Annotated in this window: 14 protein-coding genes; 5 read left to right on the forward strand and 9 right to left on the reverse strand. The window is 63.9% G+C overall.

Annotation, left to right across the window (positions count from 1 at the left end):
• The first annotated feature begins 66 nt into the window (after positions 1 to 66).
• Positions 67 to 948 (forward strand): LysR family transcriptional regulator ArgP, encoded by an 882-nt coding sequence (locus tag ACGYK2_RS06370; RefSeq protein WP_271687942.1) that lies wholly within the window; start codon positions 67 to 69, stop codon positions 946 to 948.
• Here ACGYK2_RS06370 and ACGYK2_RS06375 read toward each other — a convergent pair.
• Positions 945 to 1,685 carry a YebC/PmpR family DNA-binding transcriptional regulator gene (locus tag ACGYK2_RS06375; protein ID WP_271687943.1) on the reverse strand — a complete coding sequence of 247 codons (741 nt, stop codon included), beginning with the start codon at positions 1,683 to 1,685 and terminating at the stop codon, positions 945 to 947. The genes ACGYK2_RS06370 and ACGYK2_RS06375 overlap by 4 nt on opposite strands.
• Before the next feature lie 119 nt (positions 1,686 to 1,804).
• Here ACGYK2_RS06375 and ACGYK2_RS06380 point away from each other — a divergent pair, with 119 nt between their 5' ends.
• The gene (locus ACGYK2_RS06380; RefSeq protein ID WP_276154288.1) at positions 1,805 to 3,577 is read left to right on the forward strand and encodes an SLC13 family permease; all 1,773 of its coding nucleotides are present in this window, start codon (positions 1,805 to 1,807) and stop codon (positions 3,575 to 3,577) included.
• A 65-nt stretch (positions 3,578 to 3,642) separates the two neighbouring features.
• The gene (locus tag ACGYK2_RS06385) at positions 3,643 to 4,512 is read left to right on the forward strand and encodes a bile acid:sodium symporter family protein (protein ID WP_295037354.1); all 870 of its coding nucleotides are present in this window, start codon (positions 3,643 to 3,645) and stop codon (positions 4,510 to 4,512) included.
• Positions 4,513 to 4,580: 68 nt separating this feature from the next.
• On the opposite strand, the gene ACGYK2_RS06390 is transcribed toward ACGYK2_RS06385, so the two are convergent.
• A complete protein-coding gene (locus ACGYK2_RS06390; RefSeq protein ID WP_295037357.1) occupies positions 4,581 to 6,098 on the reverse strand; it encodes a hypothetical protein in 1,518 nt (505 codons plus the stop codon).
• A gap of 319 nt (positions 6,099 to 6,417) precedes the next feature.
• Between ACGYK2_RS06390 and ACGYK2_RS06395 the strand changes: the two genes are divergently transcribed.
• Positions 6,418 to 7,452 (forward strand): hypothetical protein, encoded by a 1,035-nt coding sequence (locus tag ACGYK2_RS06395; RefSeq protein ID WP_271687947.1) that lies wholly within the window; start codon positions 6,418 to 6,420, stop codon positions 7,450 to 7,452.
• Between the two features lies 1 nt (position 7,453).
• On the opposite strand, the gene ACGYK2_RS06400 is transcribed toward ACGYK2_RS06395, so the two are convergent.
• The 4 genes from ACGYK2_RS06400 to mgtE all read right to left on the reverse strand — a co-directional run bounded on the left by ACGYK2_RS06400 (position 7,454) and on the right by mgtE (position 12,160).
• The gene (locus tag ACGYK2_RS06400; RefSeq protein WP_271687948.1) at positions 7,454 to 9,226 is read right to left on the reverse strand and encodes an SLC13 family permease; all 1,773 of its coding nucleotides are present in this window, start codon (positions 9,224 to 9,226) and stop codon (positions 7,454 to 7,456) included.
• A 95-nt stretch (positions 9,227 to 9,321) separates the two neighbouring features.
• The gene (locus ACGYK2_RS06405; protein ID WP_271687950.1) at positions 9,322 to 10,134 is read right to left on the reverse strand and encodes a TIGR00282 family metallophosphoesterase; all 813 of its coding nucleotides are present in this window, start codon (positions 10,132 to 10,134) and stop codon (positions 9,322 to 9,324) included.
• Positions 10,135 to 10,172: 38 nt separating this feature from the next.
• A complete protein-coding gene (locus tag ACGYK2_RS06410; RefSeq protein WP_271687951.1) occupies positions 10,173 to 10,760 on the reverse strand; it encodes a 5-formyltetrahydrofolate cyclo-ligase in 588 nt (195 codons plus the stop codon).
• Positions 10,757 to 12,160 (reverse strand): magnesium transporter, encoded by a 1,404-nt coding sequence (gene mgtE, locus ACGYK2_RS06415; RefSeq protein WP_271687952.1) that lies wholly within the window; start codon positions 12,158 to 12,160, stop codon positions 10,757 to 10,759. The genes ACGYK2_RS06410 and mgtE overlap by 4 nt, the downstream gene beginning before the upstream one ends.
• 122 nt (positions 12,161 to 12,282) lie before the next feature.
• Between mgtE and guaD the strand changes: the two genes are divergently transcribed.
• Positions 12,283 to 13,584, forward strand: a complete 1,302-nt coding sequence (gene guaD / locus ACGYK2_RS06420; RefSeq protein ID WP_271687954.1) for a guanine deaminase — start codon at positions 12,283 to 12,285, stop codon at positions 13,582 to 13,584.
• Between the two features lie 26 nt (positions 13,585 to 13,610).
• Here guaD and ACGYK2_RS06425 read toward each other — a convergent pair whose 3' ends face one another.
• The 3 genes from ACGYK2_RS06425 to hisN form a co-directional block, all read right to left on the reverse strand.
• A complete protein-coding gene (locus ACGYK2_RS06425) occupies positions 13,611 to 14,030 on the reverse strand; it encodes a CAP domain-containing protein (protein WP_271687955.1) in 420 nt (139 codons plus the stop codon).
• Positions 14,027 to 15,361 carry an 8-oxoguanine deaminase gene (locus ACGYK2_RS06430; protein WP_271687956.1) on the reverse strand — a complete coding sequence of 445 codons (1,335 nt, stop codon included), beginning with the start codon at positions 15,359 to 15,361 and terminating at the stop codon, positions 14,027 to 14,029. Before ACGYK2_RS06430 ends, ACGYK2_RS06425 begins: the two co-directional genes overlap by 4 nt.
• A gap of 134 nt (positions 15,362 to 15,495) precedes the next feature.
• Positions 15,496 to 16,296 (reverse strand): histidinol-phosphatase, encoded by an 801-nt coding sequence (hisN, locus tag ACGYK2_RS06435; RefSeq protein WP_271687957.1) that lies wholly within the window; start codon positions 16,294 to 16,296, stop codon positions 15,496 to 15,498.
• Positions 16,297 to 16,334 lie beyond the last annotated feature (38 nt).

Raw genomic sequence — 16,334 nt, forward strand, 5'->3', positions numbered from 1 at the left:
CCTTTGCCTAGCCCGGCAGTTCAGATTACTCAAATTCAATAGTCTACGCCAGGATTAGCGAAACTTATGCAGCTCGACAGCGCGCAACTAACCGCATTGGCCCATATCCTGCGGCTCGGCAGTTTTGATGCCGCGGCGGCGGTGCTGGGGCTAACCCCCTCGGCAATCTCGCAACGGGTGAAGGCGCTGGAGGACCGTGTGGGGGCCACCCTCGTTCTGCGCGGACAGCCCTGCACCGGCACGCCCATGGGCCAGCGTCTTGCCAAACATGCGGAGGATGTGGCGCTGCTCGAAGCGCAGGCGCTTGGCGCGGGCGATGCCACCGCCCCGCCCCGGCTGCGCCTTGCGGTGCCTGCGGATGTCTTAGCCACATGGCTGATCCCGGCGCTGGCGCAGGTGCCCGACATGCTTTTCGATCTGATGATTGACGACCAAGACACCTCTGCCGATTGGCTGCGACGGGGGGAGGTCAGCGCGGCGGTGACGGGGCAAGCCCGCGCGGCACCGGGCTGCGACGTGCTGCCCTTGGGGGCGCTACGTTACCATGCCACTGCCAGCCCTGCCTATCGCGAGACGTGGTTTGCCGAGGGCGTCACGACCGAGGCACTGGCCCGCGCGCCGATGCTCACCTTCGACCACAAGGATCAACTGCAAGGGCGATGGCTGATGCGAAAGACCGGGCAGCGACTGACCCCGCCAAGCCACCATCTGCCCTCAAGCCACGGCTTTGTCGCAGCGGCGCGGCAAGGGCTGGGCTGGGCGATGAACCCCGCGCCGCTGGTGGCCGAGGATATGGCGGCGGGGCGGCTCGTATCACTGGACGAGGCGCTGCCACTGGATGTGCCGCTTTACTGGCAGGTCGCGCGGATCATGGCGCCCGCGCTGGCCCCGCTCACCGCCGCCATAAGAGCCGCGGCGCGCGAGGCGCTGGTGCAAATGCCGCGTTAAAGCTGCGCCATAACCTCGTCGGAGGCCTCAAAGTTGGTGGTGACGCGCTGCACGTCATCATCTTCCTCAAGCGCATCGATCAGCTTCATCAGCTTTTCCATGTTCTCGAGATCCATCTCGGTGGTGGTGGTCGGACGCCAGATCAGCTTGGTCGATTCCGACTCGCCCAGTTCGGCCTCCAGCGCGGTCGACACGTCGTTGAGGTCGGTGTCGGCGCAATAGATCACATGGCCTTCTTCGGAGCTTTCCACGTCTTCGGCACCGGCTTCGATCGCCGCCATCATCACGGTGTCGGCGTCGCCGACGGAAGCGGGATAGATCACCTCGCCCTTGCGCTCAAACATGAAGCCGACCGAACCGGTCTCGCCCAGATTGCCGCCGTTCTTGGTGAAGGTCGAGCGCACCGTCGAAGCGGTGCGGTTGCGGTTGTCGGTCATCGCCTCAACGATCACGGCTACGCCATTGGGGCCATAGCCCTCATAGCGGATTTCCTCGTAATCCTCGCCCTCGCCGCCAACGGCCTTCTTAATGGCGCGTTCGATGTTGTCCTTGGGCATGGACTGGCCCTTGGCCTCTTTCACGGCAAGGCGAAGACGCGGGTTCTTGTCCGGGTCGGGGTCGCCCATCTTGGCCGCGATGGTGATTTCCTTGGAAAGTTTGGAAAACACCTTGGCGCGCAGCTTGTCCTGACGGCCCTTGCGATGCTGGATGTTTGCCCATTTGGAGTGACCGGCCATGAATACCTCGTTCTGGCAATGCGTTTGCGCCACTCTATATGCCAGCATCACCGCTGGAACAAGCCACCCGGCCTGTGCTTAGCTTTCCGCCAATGGGGCAACTACGTTAGACCGGATTTATGACCACTGATCAGATCATCCTTTTCACCCTCTTCGGCGCGGTCTTTGGTCTGCTGCTTTGGGGGCGGTTTCGCTATGACATCGTGGCCTTCGGGGCGCTGATGCTCGGCGTGGTGCTGGGGGTGGTGCCCACGGAAAACGCCTTTGACGGTTTCGGCCATCCGGCCACCCTGATCGTGGCGCTGGTCTTGGTGGTTTCGGCTGGGTTGGTCCGTTCGGGCGCGGTGATGCTGATCACCCGCACGCTGGTTGACAGTTCGCGCAACTTGGGCGCGCATATCACCATGATGGGTGCCGTGGGCGGGGTGCTGTCGGCCTTTATGAACAACGTCGCCGCCTTGGCCCTGCTGATGCCGGTCGACATCCAGACCGCACGCAAAGCGGGCCGCGCGCCGGGGCTGAGCCTGATGCCGCTCAGTTTCGCCACCATCCTTGGCGGCATGGCTACGCTGATCGGCACGCCGCCCAATATCATCATCGCCTCCATCCGGCAGGAATCCTTGGGCGCGCCTTTCAAGATGTTCGATTTCGCCCCAGTCGGTGGGCTGGCCGCCATCGCGGGGCTGATCTTTGTCGCGCTGATCGGCTGGCGGCTGATCCCCGCCCGCGAAGACGCGATGATCGAGGCCGAGGACATCGCCCAATATATCGCCGAGCTAACCGTACCCGAGGGCAACAAACAGATCGGCAAACGGCTGGCCGAGTTGCAAGAAGAGGCGCATCGCGCCGATGTGGCGATCTTGGGCCTGATGCGCGACGGCAAGCGGCGCTATGGCACGGCCCGCAACGTGGTGCTGCAAGCCGGAGACGCGATTGTGCTTGAGGCCACGCCCGATGCACTGGACGAATTCCGCAGCACGCTGAACCTCGCGCTGGCCGACCGGGACCGTGAAGACCTCCTGCTGGCCGATGGTGACGGGGTCGAGATTGTCGAGGTCGTGGTGACCGATGGCTCCCGGCTCAACGGGCGCACAGCGCAGGCGGTGGGCCTGTCGTGGCGTCAGCGCACGGTGCTGTTGGGCCTGTCGCGACAGGGCCGCAAGATCACCTCGCAACTGCGCACGACTGAGCTGAAACCGGGGGACATCCTGTTGCTGCTGGTCCCGCGCGACACGGTGGCCCATGTCACCGACTGGCTGGGCGTGCTGCCGCTGGCCGACCGGGGCCTTGCGGTGACGCAAGACAGCAAGACATGGCTTGCCATCGCGATGTTCGCGGGGGCCGTGGCGGCGGCCTCCTTCGGGCTGATCTACCTGCCTATCGCGCTTGGAATCGTCGTGGTCGGCTATGTGCTGGCCAAGATCGTGCCGCTGTCGGAACTCTATACCCATATCGAATGGCCGGTGATCGTGCTCTTGGGCTCGATGATCCCACTGGGCGCGGCGCTGGAGACTTCGGGCGGGACCGAATTGATCGCGGGCGCGCTGGTGGGGCTGACCGAGGGGCTGCCCGCTTGGGTGGTCCTCACGGTTCTGATGGTGGTGACCATGTCGCTGTCGGATGTGCTCAACAACACGGCGACGACCATCGTCGCGGCGCCCGTGGGCATCCAGATGGCGCAGTCGCTCGGCGTCTCTCCCGATCCGTTCCTGATGGCGGTGGCGGTGGCGGCCTCTTCGGCATTCCTCACGCCGATAGGGCATAAGAACAACACGCTAATCCTTGGCCCCGGCGGCTACTCTTTTGGGGATTATTGGCGCATGGGGCTGCCGCTGGAGATCATCGTGGTCGCCGTCTCGATCCCCGCGATCCTATTTTTCTGGCCGCTGTAATCCCGGCATCCCCGCGCGTGAGGCTTGCCAGAACGCATTTGCCGCCCCTAGGCTGATTTCCAGCTTTGGGGGGACAAATGGACATTCTGATCAACGTCGTACTGCCGCTGTCATTGGCGATCATCATGCTGTCGCTGGGCGTGGGCCTCACGGTTTCAGACTTCACCCGCGTGGCGAAATACCCGCGCGCCTTTGCCTTGGGCGCGCTTTGCCAAGTGGTGTTGGTGCCCGCTGCCGCATGGGCGGTGGCCATGGCCTTTGGCCTGCGCGGAGAACTGGCCGTCGGGCTGATGATCCTCTCCTTCTGCCCGGGCGGCGTGACCTCGAATATGATCAGCAAATTCGCGCGGGGCGATGTGGCGCTTTCGGTGACTTTGACGGCGGTGGTCTCGCTTCTGAGCATCTTGACCGTGCCGGTCTTCACCGCCATCGCTGTGCGGCATTTCATGGGCGATGCCGCGCCGGATGTTTCGGTCGCGGCGCTGGCGGTGGCGATGTTCGTGATCACCACCCTGCCCGTGGCGCTTGGGCTTGCCCTGCGCCACCTCGCCCCCGGCTTTGCCGCGCGGATCGAACCGGGCCTCTCCGCCCTCGCCGCGCTGCTCTTCGTGCTGATTGTCCTCGCCGCATTGGCCGGAAATTGGAGCGTTTTCACCGAGAACCTCGCCCGGCTTGGTCCCGCGCTTATTAGCATGAACGCGGCGCTGATGTTGCTAGGGCTGGGCATTGCCGCCGCGGCCGGGCTGGCATGGCAGACCCGCAAGACGATCTCGATCGAAGTGGGCATCCAGAACGCGACGCTTGGCATCACCCTCGCCGGATTGATCTCGGGCCAAGCGTCGGGATTCAGCGCCTATGCTCTGCCCTCGGCGGTCTATGGCATCACGATGTATCTGGTGGCCCTGCCCTTCGTCCTTTGGATGCGCGGACGCTGAGGGCGACGCCCGCCAAGCAAAAGGCGCGCCCCGAGGGACGCGCCTTTCGTTTTTAGACTGACGGCCCCTCAGGCCATGTCGAAGGCGTCATCCTCGCAGGTGTCGCCCCCTTCGTCTTCCTCCTCCGGCACGGAAGTGAGGGTCAGCGCGTCCATGAGGGCGCTCGCGGGGTCGGAGGTATCGGCATCGGAGTCCTCCATGTCAGGATCGACCATACCGGACACCTCAAGCACCTCGCCGCCGCTCTCATCCGAGTCCACCACAACACGCATGCCGCTCAGATCGATATCTTCAAAAGACAACGAGCCGGGATAGGTCCATAGGGTGAAGTTCGTGCTTGGGACTTCACCATCGGAACTGTCAGCGGTCGTGCCGAACTGCAGACCCACATCGAAGCTGCCTCCCGCTTGGGGACCATCGTCGAAACCGTCGACACCGTCATCCGCGGCCTTCACATCCGTCAGGTGATAGCCTTCGGCGTTCACATCAGGGAAGAAGTTCAGTTCTTCGATTGCGCTGCCATCAGTCACATTGAAGAAAAGCCCGTTGATGTCAGCGTGGGATTCCGCTTCGGGATCAGTGGGCGAGAGGTTGAAGTGCAACTGCCCCTCCGGCGTTTCCGTGACGGCGATTGTGATCTCCCCACTCTCTCCCATCAGGAAATTAAGAACGGACTTATCGTCGCCACCGGTATGACCCCCTTGCGTACCACCCGAACCAGACCCCTTAGTGCCGCAAGAGCCGGAACCTTTGGTGCCGCCAGAGCCGGAGCCTTTCGTACCGCCAGAACCGGAACCCTTGGTGCCACCAGAACCGGAGCCCTTGGTGCCACCAGAACCGGAGCCCTTCGTGCCGCCAGAACCGGAGCCCTTCGTGCCGCCAGAACCGGAGCCCTTGGTGCCACCAGAACCGGAGCCTTTCGTACCGCCGGAACCGGAACCCTTGGTGCCACCGGAACCGGACCCCTTCGTGCCACCAGAACCGGAACCCTTAGTGCCACCCGAGCCGGAGCCCTTCGTACCGCCAGAACCGGAGCCCTTGGTGCCACCGGAGCCGGAACCCTTGGTGCCACCCGAGCCGGAACCCTTCGTACCGCCAGAACCGGAGCCTTTCGTACCGCCAGAGCCGGAACCCTTGGTCCCACCCGAGCCGGAGCCCTTCGTGCCGCCAGAACCGGAACCTTTTGTGCCACCGGAGCCGGAGCCTTTCGTGCCGCCAGAGCCGGAACCCTTCGTTCCACCGGAGCCGGAACCCTTGGTGCCACCCGAGCCGGAGCCTTTCGTGCCGCCAGAGCCAGACCCCTTCGTGCCACCCGAACCGGAACCCTTTGTACCACCCGAGCCGGAACCTTTCGTGCCGCCAGAACCGGAACCCTTGGTCCCACCCGAACCAAAGCCTTTGCCGTCATCGTTTCCGTCGAACTTCTCGGCCAAGTGCTTGTCATACCACTTCGCGAAGGAGGAGCCCTCTACCCCGCCGTTGTGATAGGACTTCGTTCCGCTGGCATCGCAACCGCTGCCCGCTTCACCGCCAGTGGACCAGCTATTGTCCTTGCTGTTCCAACCCTTTGAGAATCTGTAACCCATGACGCCAATCCCTCATATGCATTTGCAGCCGCGGCCGCTTTGCAGCGCCGCATCCCCCACTGACCTGTGAACCTAGCAGCGGCACCTATTTCCGCCAAATTCTTTCCATTTTTCGGGTAAATTAGGCCAACAAAGCACGATAAATCGAAACAGTGAGATACCCCGAGCGGGCATTGTTCTTTCGTATAGGTCAAATGCGCTGATGGGGTGCGAATCACTCCCGCCGGGATAGGTGGAAATTGCCTTTGTTTTGCCCAAAACCCGCCGTACCCTCGTCAGCCAGCCGACCTAGACAGGCGAAAACACCAGCGGAGGCCTCATGGCACGACCCAAGGAACAAAGCGCTCAGGCCCAGATCGTCGCGGCGGCGCGCAAGCATTTCGGGCAAGATGTGGCGCGGGTATCGGCCCCGGGCGGCGAAAACCGGTCGAGCTTTCGGCTGCATCTGACCGACCGCACGGTGATCGCCACCCTGCGCCCGAACTTCCGCCGCACCCATCTCGAAGCCCATGTGCTGACCGAGCTTGGCCGCCACTGCAGCGACCTGCCCGAATGTCTGGGCGTTGTGGGAGAGATCATGTTCCAATCCGACGTCGGCAAGCGCCGCCTCAACGTCGAGATCGCGCGGGTGGAACGCGCCGAACAGCTTGACCTCGCAGCCGAGGCCGTCTCAGCCATCTTCCGCATCCACGGCGCCGCGCGCCAGACCGAGTTGAACGCGATCATGCCGCATCTGGGCAACAACCGCGACTGGGTGCTGAACTTTGTCGATGCGGTGGATTTTCTGAAAGACCTCGGCGACGGCATCTCGGACCAGTTCGACCGCACCGCCGCCTATGAGCGCATCAACGCCCCGGCGCGGCAATTCGTCAAATGGGACTGCCGCTCAGGCAATGCCGCGATTGGGGCGGATGACAAGCTGCGCTGGTTCGACTTTGAATATGCCGGTCTGCGCCACGGGGCCGAAGACATCGCTTGGCTGATCGGGGATGAGGCATGGCCCATCGCCCCGCCGGATATGGTTGACGTGGTGATCGACGCCTTCGATCCGACCTGCGGCATCGCCCTGCCCGACTACCTCGATTACCTCTCGGTCTACCTGACCTTCCATGCGGTGCAGCGGCTCAAACTGATCAGCAAAGAGGCCAAGAAGCGCGGCTGGCTGAGCAAGGACCGCATCCGACGCTATGACGACGCCGGGGTGCATCCTGAATTCGCGGCGCATATCTGTCGGGTCGGGGCCTATTTCTCGGACCAATCCGAACTCACCGCCCCGCTGACCCGTAACTTCCTTGAGGCACAAGCGGGCTTTGACGCAATCGTCGCCCAGTCCGACGTGCCGCGCAGCGCCTAAGCTACCAGATGAGCGGGATCACCGCGCTGACCAGCACCGACATGCTCAGGTTCAGCGGGATCCCGATGCGCATGAAATCGGTGAAACGATAGCCCCCCGGCCCGTAAACCAGCGTGTTGGTCTGATAGCCGATGGGCGTGGCAAAGGCGCAGGAGGCCGCGATCATCACCGCCACCACCAGCGGGCGCGGGTCCATGCCAAGCGCGGTGCTGAGGCTGATGGCAATCGGCGTCATAATCACCGCCACAGCATTGTTGCTGACGATCTCGGTCAGGATGGTGGTCAGCAGGAACACCGCCCAGATGATGAAAAACGGTGGCAATTGCGCCAGCCCCGGCGCGATATTGTCGACGATCAGCGTGATCGCGCCGGAGTTCTGCAAGGCCGCGCCAACCGCCAACATGGCAAAGATCAGCGCCAGCAAGCGCCCCTCGACGAAAGAGAAAGCCTCCTCCGCGTCGATACAGCCCGTCACCAGCACCACGGCCACGGCGATCACGGCCAGCAGGAGGATCGGCGCCACGTTGAAGGCCGCCAGCGCCACGATCCCCACGAGGGCGGCGATGGCGATCGGCGCATGACCCCGGCGGAACGCCCGGGCCGAAGGTTGGGTCACGTCGACAAGGTTCATCTCGCTTGCCAGCCGCTGGATGTCTTCGGCAGCCCCTTCCAGTAGCAGCGTATCGCCGACCTTGACGATCAATTGGTCAAGCTGCTGGCCGATGTTCTGGTTCCGCCGATGCACCGCCAGCGGATAGACCCCATAGCGCCGCCGCAGCCGCATTGAGCCCAAGCTGCGCCCCACCATCCGGCAACCGGGGGTGATCAGCACCTCGACGGTCGTGGTCTCCACTGCCGAAAGCTGGTCGACCCGGCGGAGTTCCTTGTTGTTTTGCAGACTGAGAAGCTCGGTCATCTGGGTGCGCAGCACGACACGGTCGCCGACCTGAAGCGCGACCCCTTTAAGGTTGCGGCGCAGCGAGTCGTCGCCCCGCACCACGTCGATCAACCGCACGCCCTCGCGTTTGAAAAGCTGCACGTCCAGCACTTCACGGCCAATCAGGTTGCTTTCGGGCGGAATCACAGCCTCGGTAAAGAATTTCATCTTGGAGCGGTCAGAGAGCATATTCGCCATGCTGTCGCGCGCGGGCAGCAGCCGGTCGGCGAAGAGCAGCATGTAAAGCAAGCCCCAAGCGCAGACCACAAGGCCCGCGGGCAGGATCTCGAAAATGCCGAAAGGGGCCATGCCCTGCGACCGCGCCACACCATCGACCAAGAGGTTGGTCGAGGTGCCGATCAGCGTCAGAGAGCCACCCATGATCGCGGCATAGCTGAGCGGAATCAGCAGCTTGGAGGCTTTGGTGTTCAGTGTGCGGGTCAGTTGCACCACCACCGGGATCATCACCACCACCACAGGCGTGTTGTTCATGATCGCACTGGCCGCCATGACCGACAGGATCACCCCCGCCACCGCCGTTTTAGGATGCGTCTTGGCCGAACGTTCGGCCAGTCGCGTCAGAACATCCAGCGCCCCGGTGCGGACCAAGGCCCCCATGATGATGAACATCGCCGCAATGGTCCAAGGCGCGGGGTTTGAAAGCACCTCAAGCGCGTCGTCATAGGGCAGCACGCCAAGCGCCAGCAGCAAGGCCGCCCCGGCGATGGCGACGACTTCGGTCGGAAAGGCTTCGCGCAGGAAAAGCACGAACATCATGCCGACGACCACGAGGGTCAGCACCGCCGTCTCCATCGGAGAGAAGCTGAAAAATTCCATCAAGAACCTGTCATTCGGGCAAAAGGCCGTTGTCCAGTTACGCCGATTGCCGCCCTCGGTGCAAGCGCGACGCATGGGGCCGCGCCTTGCCGGTCTTAAGGGGCGCTGGCCTGAAGGGCACCGCCCTCACGCACCGGGACGATCCGCGCGGCGCGGCCTGTGCGGTCGTCAGTCTCGATATAGACGCCCGACAGGGTCGCCTCGCCATTGGCGGGAGTGAAACGTTCGCGCGGCATGCCGGTGATGAAACGGCGCAGCGGCTCGGCCTTATCCATGCCGATCACCGAATGATAATCGCCGCACATGCCAGCATCGCTCAGGTAGCCCGTCCCGCCCGGCAGGATCATCGCATCCGCCGTGGGCACATGGGTATGGGTGCCGACCACAAGGCTCGCCCGCCCGTCGCACCAATGGCCCATGGCCATCTTCTCACTCGTGGCTTCGCAGTGCATATCGACGATGATCGCCTGCGCCATGCCGCCCAAAGGATGGGTTTTCAGCACCGGCTCCAGCGCCGAGAAGGGATCGTCGAAAGGGCGCTTCATAAAGACCTGCCCGAGCGCTTGGGTGACCAGAACCTTCTTCCCGTTCTGCGTGGTAAAGAGTTTAGCCCCCTTGCCCGGCGCGGATTTGGAGAAGTTCAGCGGCCGGATGACGCGCGGCTCCTGCTCGATAAAGCTGAGCATGTCTTTCTGGTCGAAAGCGTGATCGCCAAGGGTCAGACAATCGGCCCCAGCATCGAGCAGCGTCTTGGCATGTGCGCCCGAAAGCCCCATGCCGCCGGTCGCATTCTCGCCGTTGACCACAATGAAATCGAGCTTCCAGTCGCGCCGCAGCCGCGCCAGATTTTCGGTGATCGCCCGCCGTCCGGCCCGGCCCATCACATCGCCAAGAAACAAAATCTTCATGCCCATGGACTAGGACGCGGGCGGCTTGGCGGCAACCCTTATTCCGCGTGGGACGGAGGTTGGCCCTGCGTCACCTCGATCACCCCGGCTTCGGTCACGATCAGATCGAGCGGCGCGTCGGTGTCTTCCAGCGGGATATCGTCCCACTCCTGCCCCGCGAAAGCAAAGCCAATGGCCAGCGTGGCCCGCCGCGCGCGCAGCATCGCCAGCGTACGGTCATAGAACCCGCCGCCATAGCCCAGCCGCCCGCCTGCGCGGTTGAAGGCCAAAAGCGGCACGATCACGATCTCAGGCTCGAAGAAATCGGGCTCAGCGGGGATCATCGCGCCAAAGGTGCCCGGCACCATCGCAGTCTCGGGGGTCCAACGGGCAAAGGACAGCGGGTGGTTCGGCTTTTTGATCACCGGCACGCCGACGGGACCATGGGCGCAGGCTTCGGCCATGGCGGGGCGTGGATCAATCTCCGTTCGGATCGGCATGAAACCCGACAGCGGTACGCCGCGGTAGCCCGCCAGAACCTCGGAAAGATACCCTGCCTGCGCGGCATTCGCTTGATCGAACAAGGGCTTACGGCGGGCAAAGGCCGCCTTGCGCGCCTCGGCCTTCCGGGCGGCGCAATCGCTCACAACAGCACCATGGCGGCAAGGCCGAGGAAGGCGAAGAAGCCCACCACATCCGTCACCGTCGTCACAAACGCGCCTGAGGCAAGCGCCGGGTCCACCCCGAACCGCTCCAGCAAGATCGGGATGCCGGTGCCCGCAAGCCCCGCCACCACGAGGTTGATCACCATCGCCGTGGCGATGACATAGCCCAGCCCCGGCGAGCCGAACCAGAGCACGCCGACAATGCCCATGATCACCGCAAATATCAGCCCGTTGACCAGCCCCACCAAGACCTCGCGCCGGATCACCCGCCAGACGTTTGAGCCGGTAAGGTCTTTGGTCGCGATGGCGCGCACCGCCACCGTCAAACTCTGCGTGCCCGCGTTGCCGCCCATGGAGGCCACAATCGGCATCAACACGGCCAGCGCCACGATCTGCGCAATCGCCGCCTCGAATTGCGAGATCACCACCGAAGCCGCAATCGCCGTCACAAGGTTCACCGCCAGCCACGGCAGCCGCTGCTTCGTCGTCTCCGTCACCCGGTCAGAGAGCGACCCCTCGCCCACACCCGCCAGTCGCAGAATGTCTTCTTCGTGTTCTTCGTCGAGCACCGCCATGGCGTCGTCGATGGTGATGACACCGATGAGCCGCCCCTCTTCATCGACCACGGGGGCCGAGATCAGGTGGTACTGGTTGAAGGCATAGGCCACATCGCCCTCATCGCGCATGGCGGGGATAATCTGAAAGGTCTCTTCCAGAATATCCGCCAGCCGCGTCTCTCGGCGCGAGCGCATGAGCTTGCCTAAGGTCACATTGCCCACCGGATGCAGGCGCGGGTCGACCATGACGATGTGATAAAACTGATCCGGCAGGTCTTCTTCCTTGGTGGCGCGCAGATGGTCGATGGCTTGACCCACCGTCCAATGCTCTGGCGCCATGACAACCTCGCGCTGCATCAGACGGCCGGCAGAATATTCGGGCCAGTTCAGCGCCTGTTCCACCGCGACGCGGTCGGTCTCTTCCAGCGCGTCGAGGATGGTTTCCTGCTGCGCGTCTTCCAGATCCTCGATCAGGTCGACCACATCGTCGCTGTCCAGCTCGCGCACCGCTTGGGTCAAGACCTGCGGCGTCAGGATGCTGATGACTTCCTCGCGGACCGACTCGTCGAGTTCCGACAGGATCTCCCCGTCGAATTCCTGCCCGTAAAGCCGGATCAGCGCAGCGCGGTCGTCTTCGTCGATCTGCTCAAGAAGGTCAGCGATATCCGCCGCGTGCAGCGGTTCCATCAGTTGGGTCAGATGGGCCTGATCATTGGCCTCCACCGCCTCAAGGATCGCGGCCACCGCTTTGCGGTCCAGCACATAGGCCTCGGCACGCTCTTCAGGGGAGGCCGCCGGATCCAGCTCTTCAATCTGCTCTGACATCCGCTGCTCTCCGTCTCTGCGCCTTTGTTGGGAAGGATGATATGCGAGCGCCCAAGCCGGTACAACGGCACCAGCGACGCTTCGGTATTGTTCCCCGTCCCGCCCTCACCTAAACCACTGGCATGACAAATCAACGACTCCTTTTGGGCGCGACGCTCACCTATTCCGGCAACCCGATGCAAAGCGCTTGGGAGGATGCCGTGAAGATCGACACCCAAGGCGGTGTGCTGATCGAAAACGGCAGGATCGCCGCCGTCGGCAAGGGGGACGCGCTGCGCGCCGCGCATCCGCAGGCCGAGGTGACGCGCTACGCCGATGCGCTGATCTGCCCGGGTTTTGTCGATGCCCATGTGCACTACCCGCAGACCGCGATCATCGCCTCATGGGGCAAGCGGCTGATCGACTGGCTGAACACCTATACTTTCCCCGAAGAGATGCGCCTGTCGGATCCCGCCTACGCGGGCGAGATTGCCGCGCGCTATCTGGACCTGACGCTGGCCCATGGCACCACCACGGTCGCGTCTTATTGCACCATCCACCCCCATAGCGCCGACGCGCTGTTTCAGGCGGCGGAAGAACGCGGCCAGCGGATCGTCGCGGGCAAGACCTGCATGGACCGCAACGCACCCGAGGGGCTGCGCGACACGGTGCAATCGGCCTATGACGACAGCAAAGCGCTGATCGAGCGCTGGCATGGCAAGGGCCGCGCCACCTATGCGATCACGCCACGTTTCTCACCCACCTCCACGCCCGAGCAGCTTTCCGCCCTCGGCGCGCTTTGGGCAGAGCATCCGACCTGCCTGATGCAGACCCACCTCAGCGAGCAAACGGATGAGATCGAATGGGTCCGTGACCTGTTCCCAGAGGCGCGCGACTACCTTGATACCTATGAGGCCCATGGCCTGCTGGGCGAACGCGGCCTCTACGGCCATGCGATCCATCTGGAACCGCGCGAGATTGACCGGCTGGCGGAGGTCGGCGGCGCGCTGGTGCATTGCCCAACCTCAAACACCTTCATCGGCTCGGGGCTGTTCGACATGACCGGCCTTGCCGCGCGGGGCATCCCGCTGGCGCTGGCAACGGATACCGGCGGCGGCTCATCCTTTTCGATGCTGCGCACCATGGCGGCGGCCTATGAGGTCGGCCAATTGCGCGGCACGCCGCTGCATGCGGCACAGCTCATTTGGCTGGCCACCGCAGGCTCGGCCCGCAGCCTGCATTTACAAGATCATGTGGGTTCACTGGCCGAAGGGATGGAGGCCGACATCACCGTGCTGTCGCTCGACTCCACCCCCGCCATCGCGCAGCGTCATGCCGCGGCCAAGGACATCTGGGAAAGCCTTTTCGCCACGATCATGATGGGCGACGACCGCGCGATCGCGGATGTTTGGGTGGCGGGCGCACGGCAGGGCGGCACGGCGTAACGCCCCCCCCCCGCCTATGGCTGGGATCAGCAGGGCGCGCCCAGCACCATAACCCAAACCGCGTCATCGGCACGGACCAGCCCCATCTCCTCGGCCCGGGCGTCGACCATATTGCGGTAATGCCCCGGCGAGTTGGTCCAGCCGGTCATGACCTCATCAAGCGATTGCTGCCCCTTGGCGATATTCTCGGCCACGAAACACCATTCATAGCCCGCCACCGCCGCGCGGCGGCCAACATCGGTGCCATCGCGGCCTTGGTGGCTGAAATAGTCATGCGTGGCCATGTCGCGGGCGTGGTCCTTTGCCGCCTGTTCCAAACGGCTATCATAGCTCAGGGGCTGCAACCCCTTCACATCGCGCAGGGCGTTCACCCTGTCCAATCCCATCGGATCGGCCAAAGCGGGCATCCCCGCCAGTATCAGTATCGAGAGTAAAACCGGCTTCATCCAGCCAAGCCTTTCGCCAAATCATTCTGCCGCGCCACCTGAGCGGCCAAGTCGATGGTGGTGATCTGACCATCGCGCACCACCTGTCGGCCTTCAACGAAAAGGTCGCGCACCGCTGTTGGACCGGCAAGAAGCAGCGCAGCCGGGTCCCAACTGCCCGCACTGTGCACGCCCGAAACATCCCAGATCGCCACATCGGCCCGTTTGCCGGGCATCAGCCGCCCGCAGTCAGGCCGCCCCAGCACATCCGCACCGCCCCGCGTGGCCAGTTCGAGCGCCGCGCGCGGGCTCATCGCGTCGGCCCCGCGGGCCACCCGCTGCAACAGCATCGCCTGCCGCGCCTCGGCGGCCAGATTGCCGCTGTCGTTGCTGGCCGAGCCATCGACGCCCAGCCCCAGCGGAACGCCCGCGTCCAGCATCGCCCGCACCGGCGCGATGCCCGAGCCGAGGCGACAGTTCGAGCAGGGACAATGCGCAACCCCGGTGCGGGTTCGGGCGAAAAGGTCGATCTCGGCCCCATCCAACTGCACGCAATGGGCGTGCCAAACGTCGTCGCCGAGCCAGCCGAGGCTTTCGGCATATTCCCCCGGGCGGCAGCCAAATTTCTCCTGCGAATAGGCGACATCCTCGGCATTCTCGGCCAGATGGGTGTGCAGCATCACGCCCTTGTCGCGCGCCAGCAGCGCCGTGTCGCGCATCAATTCGCGGCTGACCGAAAAGGGCGAACAGGGTGCCAATCCGACGCGGCACATCGCCCCTTCGGTGGGGTCGTGAAAGGCGTCGACCACGCGAATGCAGTCTTCCAAAATGGCCGCCTCGCGCTCCACCAGTGCATCGGGCGGCAGGCCGCCATCGCTTTCGCCGATGCTCATCGAGCCGCGGGTGGGGTGAAAGCGCAGCCCAAGTTCGGCGGCGGCGTGGATCGTATCCTCCAACCGCACGCCGTTTGGGTAGAGATAAAGGTGGTCCGAACTCAGGCTACAGCCCGAGAGTGCCAATTCCGCCAGCCCGATCTGGGCCGAGACGAACATATGCTCTGGCCCCATGCGCGCCCAGATCGGGTAGAGCCGTTGCAGCCAGCCAAAGAGCAGCGCATCCTGCGCCCCCGGCACGGCGCGGGTCATGCTTTGGTAAAGATGGTGATGGGTATTCACGAGACCCGGTGTGACGACACAGCCCTTCGCCTCGACAATCTCACCCTCTGTCCAAAGGCCCTGCCCGATCTCGGCAATCACGCCGTCGCGCAGCAACAGGTCCGCGCCCGCAAGCTCCCGCCGGGTGTCGTCCATCGTGATAAGGTAATCCGCGCCGCGGATGAGGGTCTCTGCCATAGGTCACACTTTCGCTATGCCCGTCTCATGCAAAGCGTGTGTGATCGGTGGAAAACGGGCGAGAGAACCGACCTTCTGCGGGATTTATCGCATCCCGCCGGGGCCGGTCAATCCGGGCTTTCCCGACAATTGGATCAATAGGCGGAAAGGACCGCAAGCGCTTGGGCGTGGATGTCGCGGTTGGCCGCGGCCAGCGCCCTGCCCCCTTCATGCACCGGGTTGCCCTGCCAATCGGTGACGATGCCCCCGGCGGCTTGGATCACCGCGATCGGCGCTTGAATGTCATAGGCGTTCAGCCCCGCTTCGATCACCAGATCGACCTGCCCCGCCGCGACCAACGCATAGGCATAACAATCCATGCCATAGCGAGTCAGCAACGCCTGCGAGGCGACGGCGCGAAAGGCGCTGCCCTCCTCGCTGCTGCCGACCTCGGGGAATGTGGTGAAAACGATGGCCTGCCGCAGGTCTCGCGCCGCACGGGTCTGCAAAGGGTGGCTGCCGTGGGGCCCGGTCAACAGCGCGCCATCCGGCGCCCCCTCGAACCGCTCCCCGATATAGGGCTGGTCAATGATGCCATAGAACGGCCCCGAGGCGTCGGAGACCGCGATCAGCACGCCCCAAGTCGGTGTACCGCTGAGAAAGCCGCGCGTCCCGTCGATGGGGTCGAGCACCCAAGTCAGCCCCGATGTGCCGGGCTGCGCGCCATATTCCTCACCCAGAATACCATCCGCGGGCCGCTCCGCCGCCAAGATATCGCGCATCGCCCGTTCGGCGGCGCGGTCGGCCTCGGTCACCGGATCGAAACCCGTGCCGAGCTTGTTGTCGGCCTGCAAATCGAGCCTGCGGAAATAGGGCAGGATCACCTGCCGCGCCGCATCCGCCATCAGATGGGCAACGCGGCGGATATCGGGATCGAAGTCACTGGTGTTCATCATGGCGAAGACCTGACAGTTTGCGCCCCTTTGCGCAAGCC

Origin of the sequence: Sulfitobacter sp. 1A10359 (genome assembly GCF_043558145.1) — a bacterium.
Lineage (GTDB): Bacteria > Pseudomonadota > Alphaproteobacteria > Rhodobacterales > Rhodobacteraceae > Sulfitobacter > Sulfitobacter faviae.

Bases quoted from the DNA above. Each gene is read 5' to 3' on its own strand.
- ACGYK2_RS06370 (WP_271687942.1), top strand. From the start codon at position 67: ATGCAGCTCGACAGCGCGCAACTAACCGCATTGGCCCATATCCTGCGG.
- ACGYK2_RS06375 (WP_271687943.1), bottom strand. From the start codon at position 1,685: ATGGCCGGTCACTCCAAATGGGCAAACATCCAGCATCGCAAGGGCCGT.
- ACGYK2_RS06380 (WP_276154288.1), top strand. From the start codon at position 1,805: ATGACCACTGATCAGATCATCCTTTTCACCCTCTTCGGCGCGGTCTTT.
- ACGYK2_RS06390 (WP_295037357.1), bottom strand. From the start codon at position 6,098: ATGGGTTACAGATTCTCAAAGGGTTGGAACAGCAAGGACAATAGCTGG.
- ACGYK2_RS06395 (WP_271687947.1), top strand. From the start codon at position 6,418: ATGGCACGACCCAAGGAACAAAGCGCTCAGGCCCAGATCGTCGCGGCG.
- ACGYK2_RS06400 (WP_271687948.1), bottom strand. From the start codon at position 9,226: ATGGAATTTTTCAGCTTCTCTCCGATGGAGACGGCGGTGCTGACCCTC.
- ACGYK2_RS06405 (WP_271687950.1), bottom strand. From the start codon at position 10,134: ATGAAGATTTTGTTTCTTGGCGATGTGATGGGCCGGGCCGGACGGCGG.
- mgtE (WP_271687952.1), bottom strand. From the start codon at position 12,160: ATGTCAGAGCAGATTGAAGAGCTGGATCCGGCGGCCTCCCCTGAAGAG.
- guaD (WP_271687954.1), top strand. From the start codon at position 12,283: ATGACAAATCAACGACTCCTTTTGGGCGCGACGCTCACCTATTCCGGC.
- ACGYK2_RS06425 (WP_271687955.1), bottom strand. From the start codon at position 14,030: ATGAAGCCGGTTTTACTCTCGATACTGATACTGGCGGGGATGCCCGCT.
- ACGYK2_RS06430 (WP_271687956.1), bottom strand. From the start codon at position 15,361: ATGGCAGAGACCCTCATCCGCGGCGCGGATTACCTTATCACGATGGAC.
- hisN (WP_271687957.1), bottom strand. From the start codon at position 16,296: ATGATGAACACCAGTGACTTCGATCCCGATATCCGCCGCGTTGCCCAT.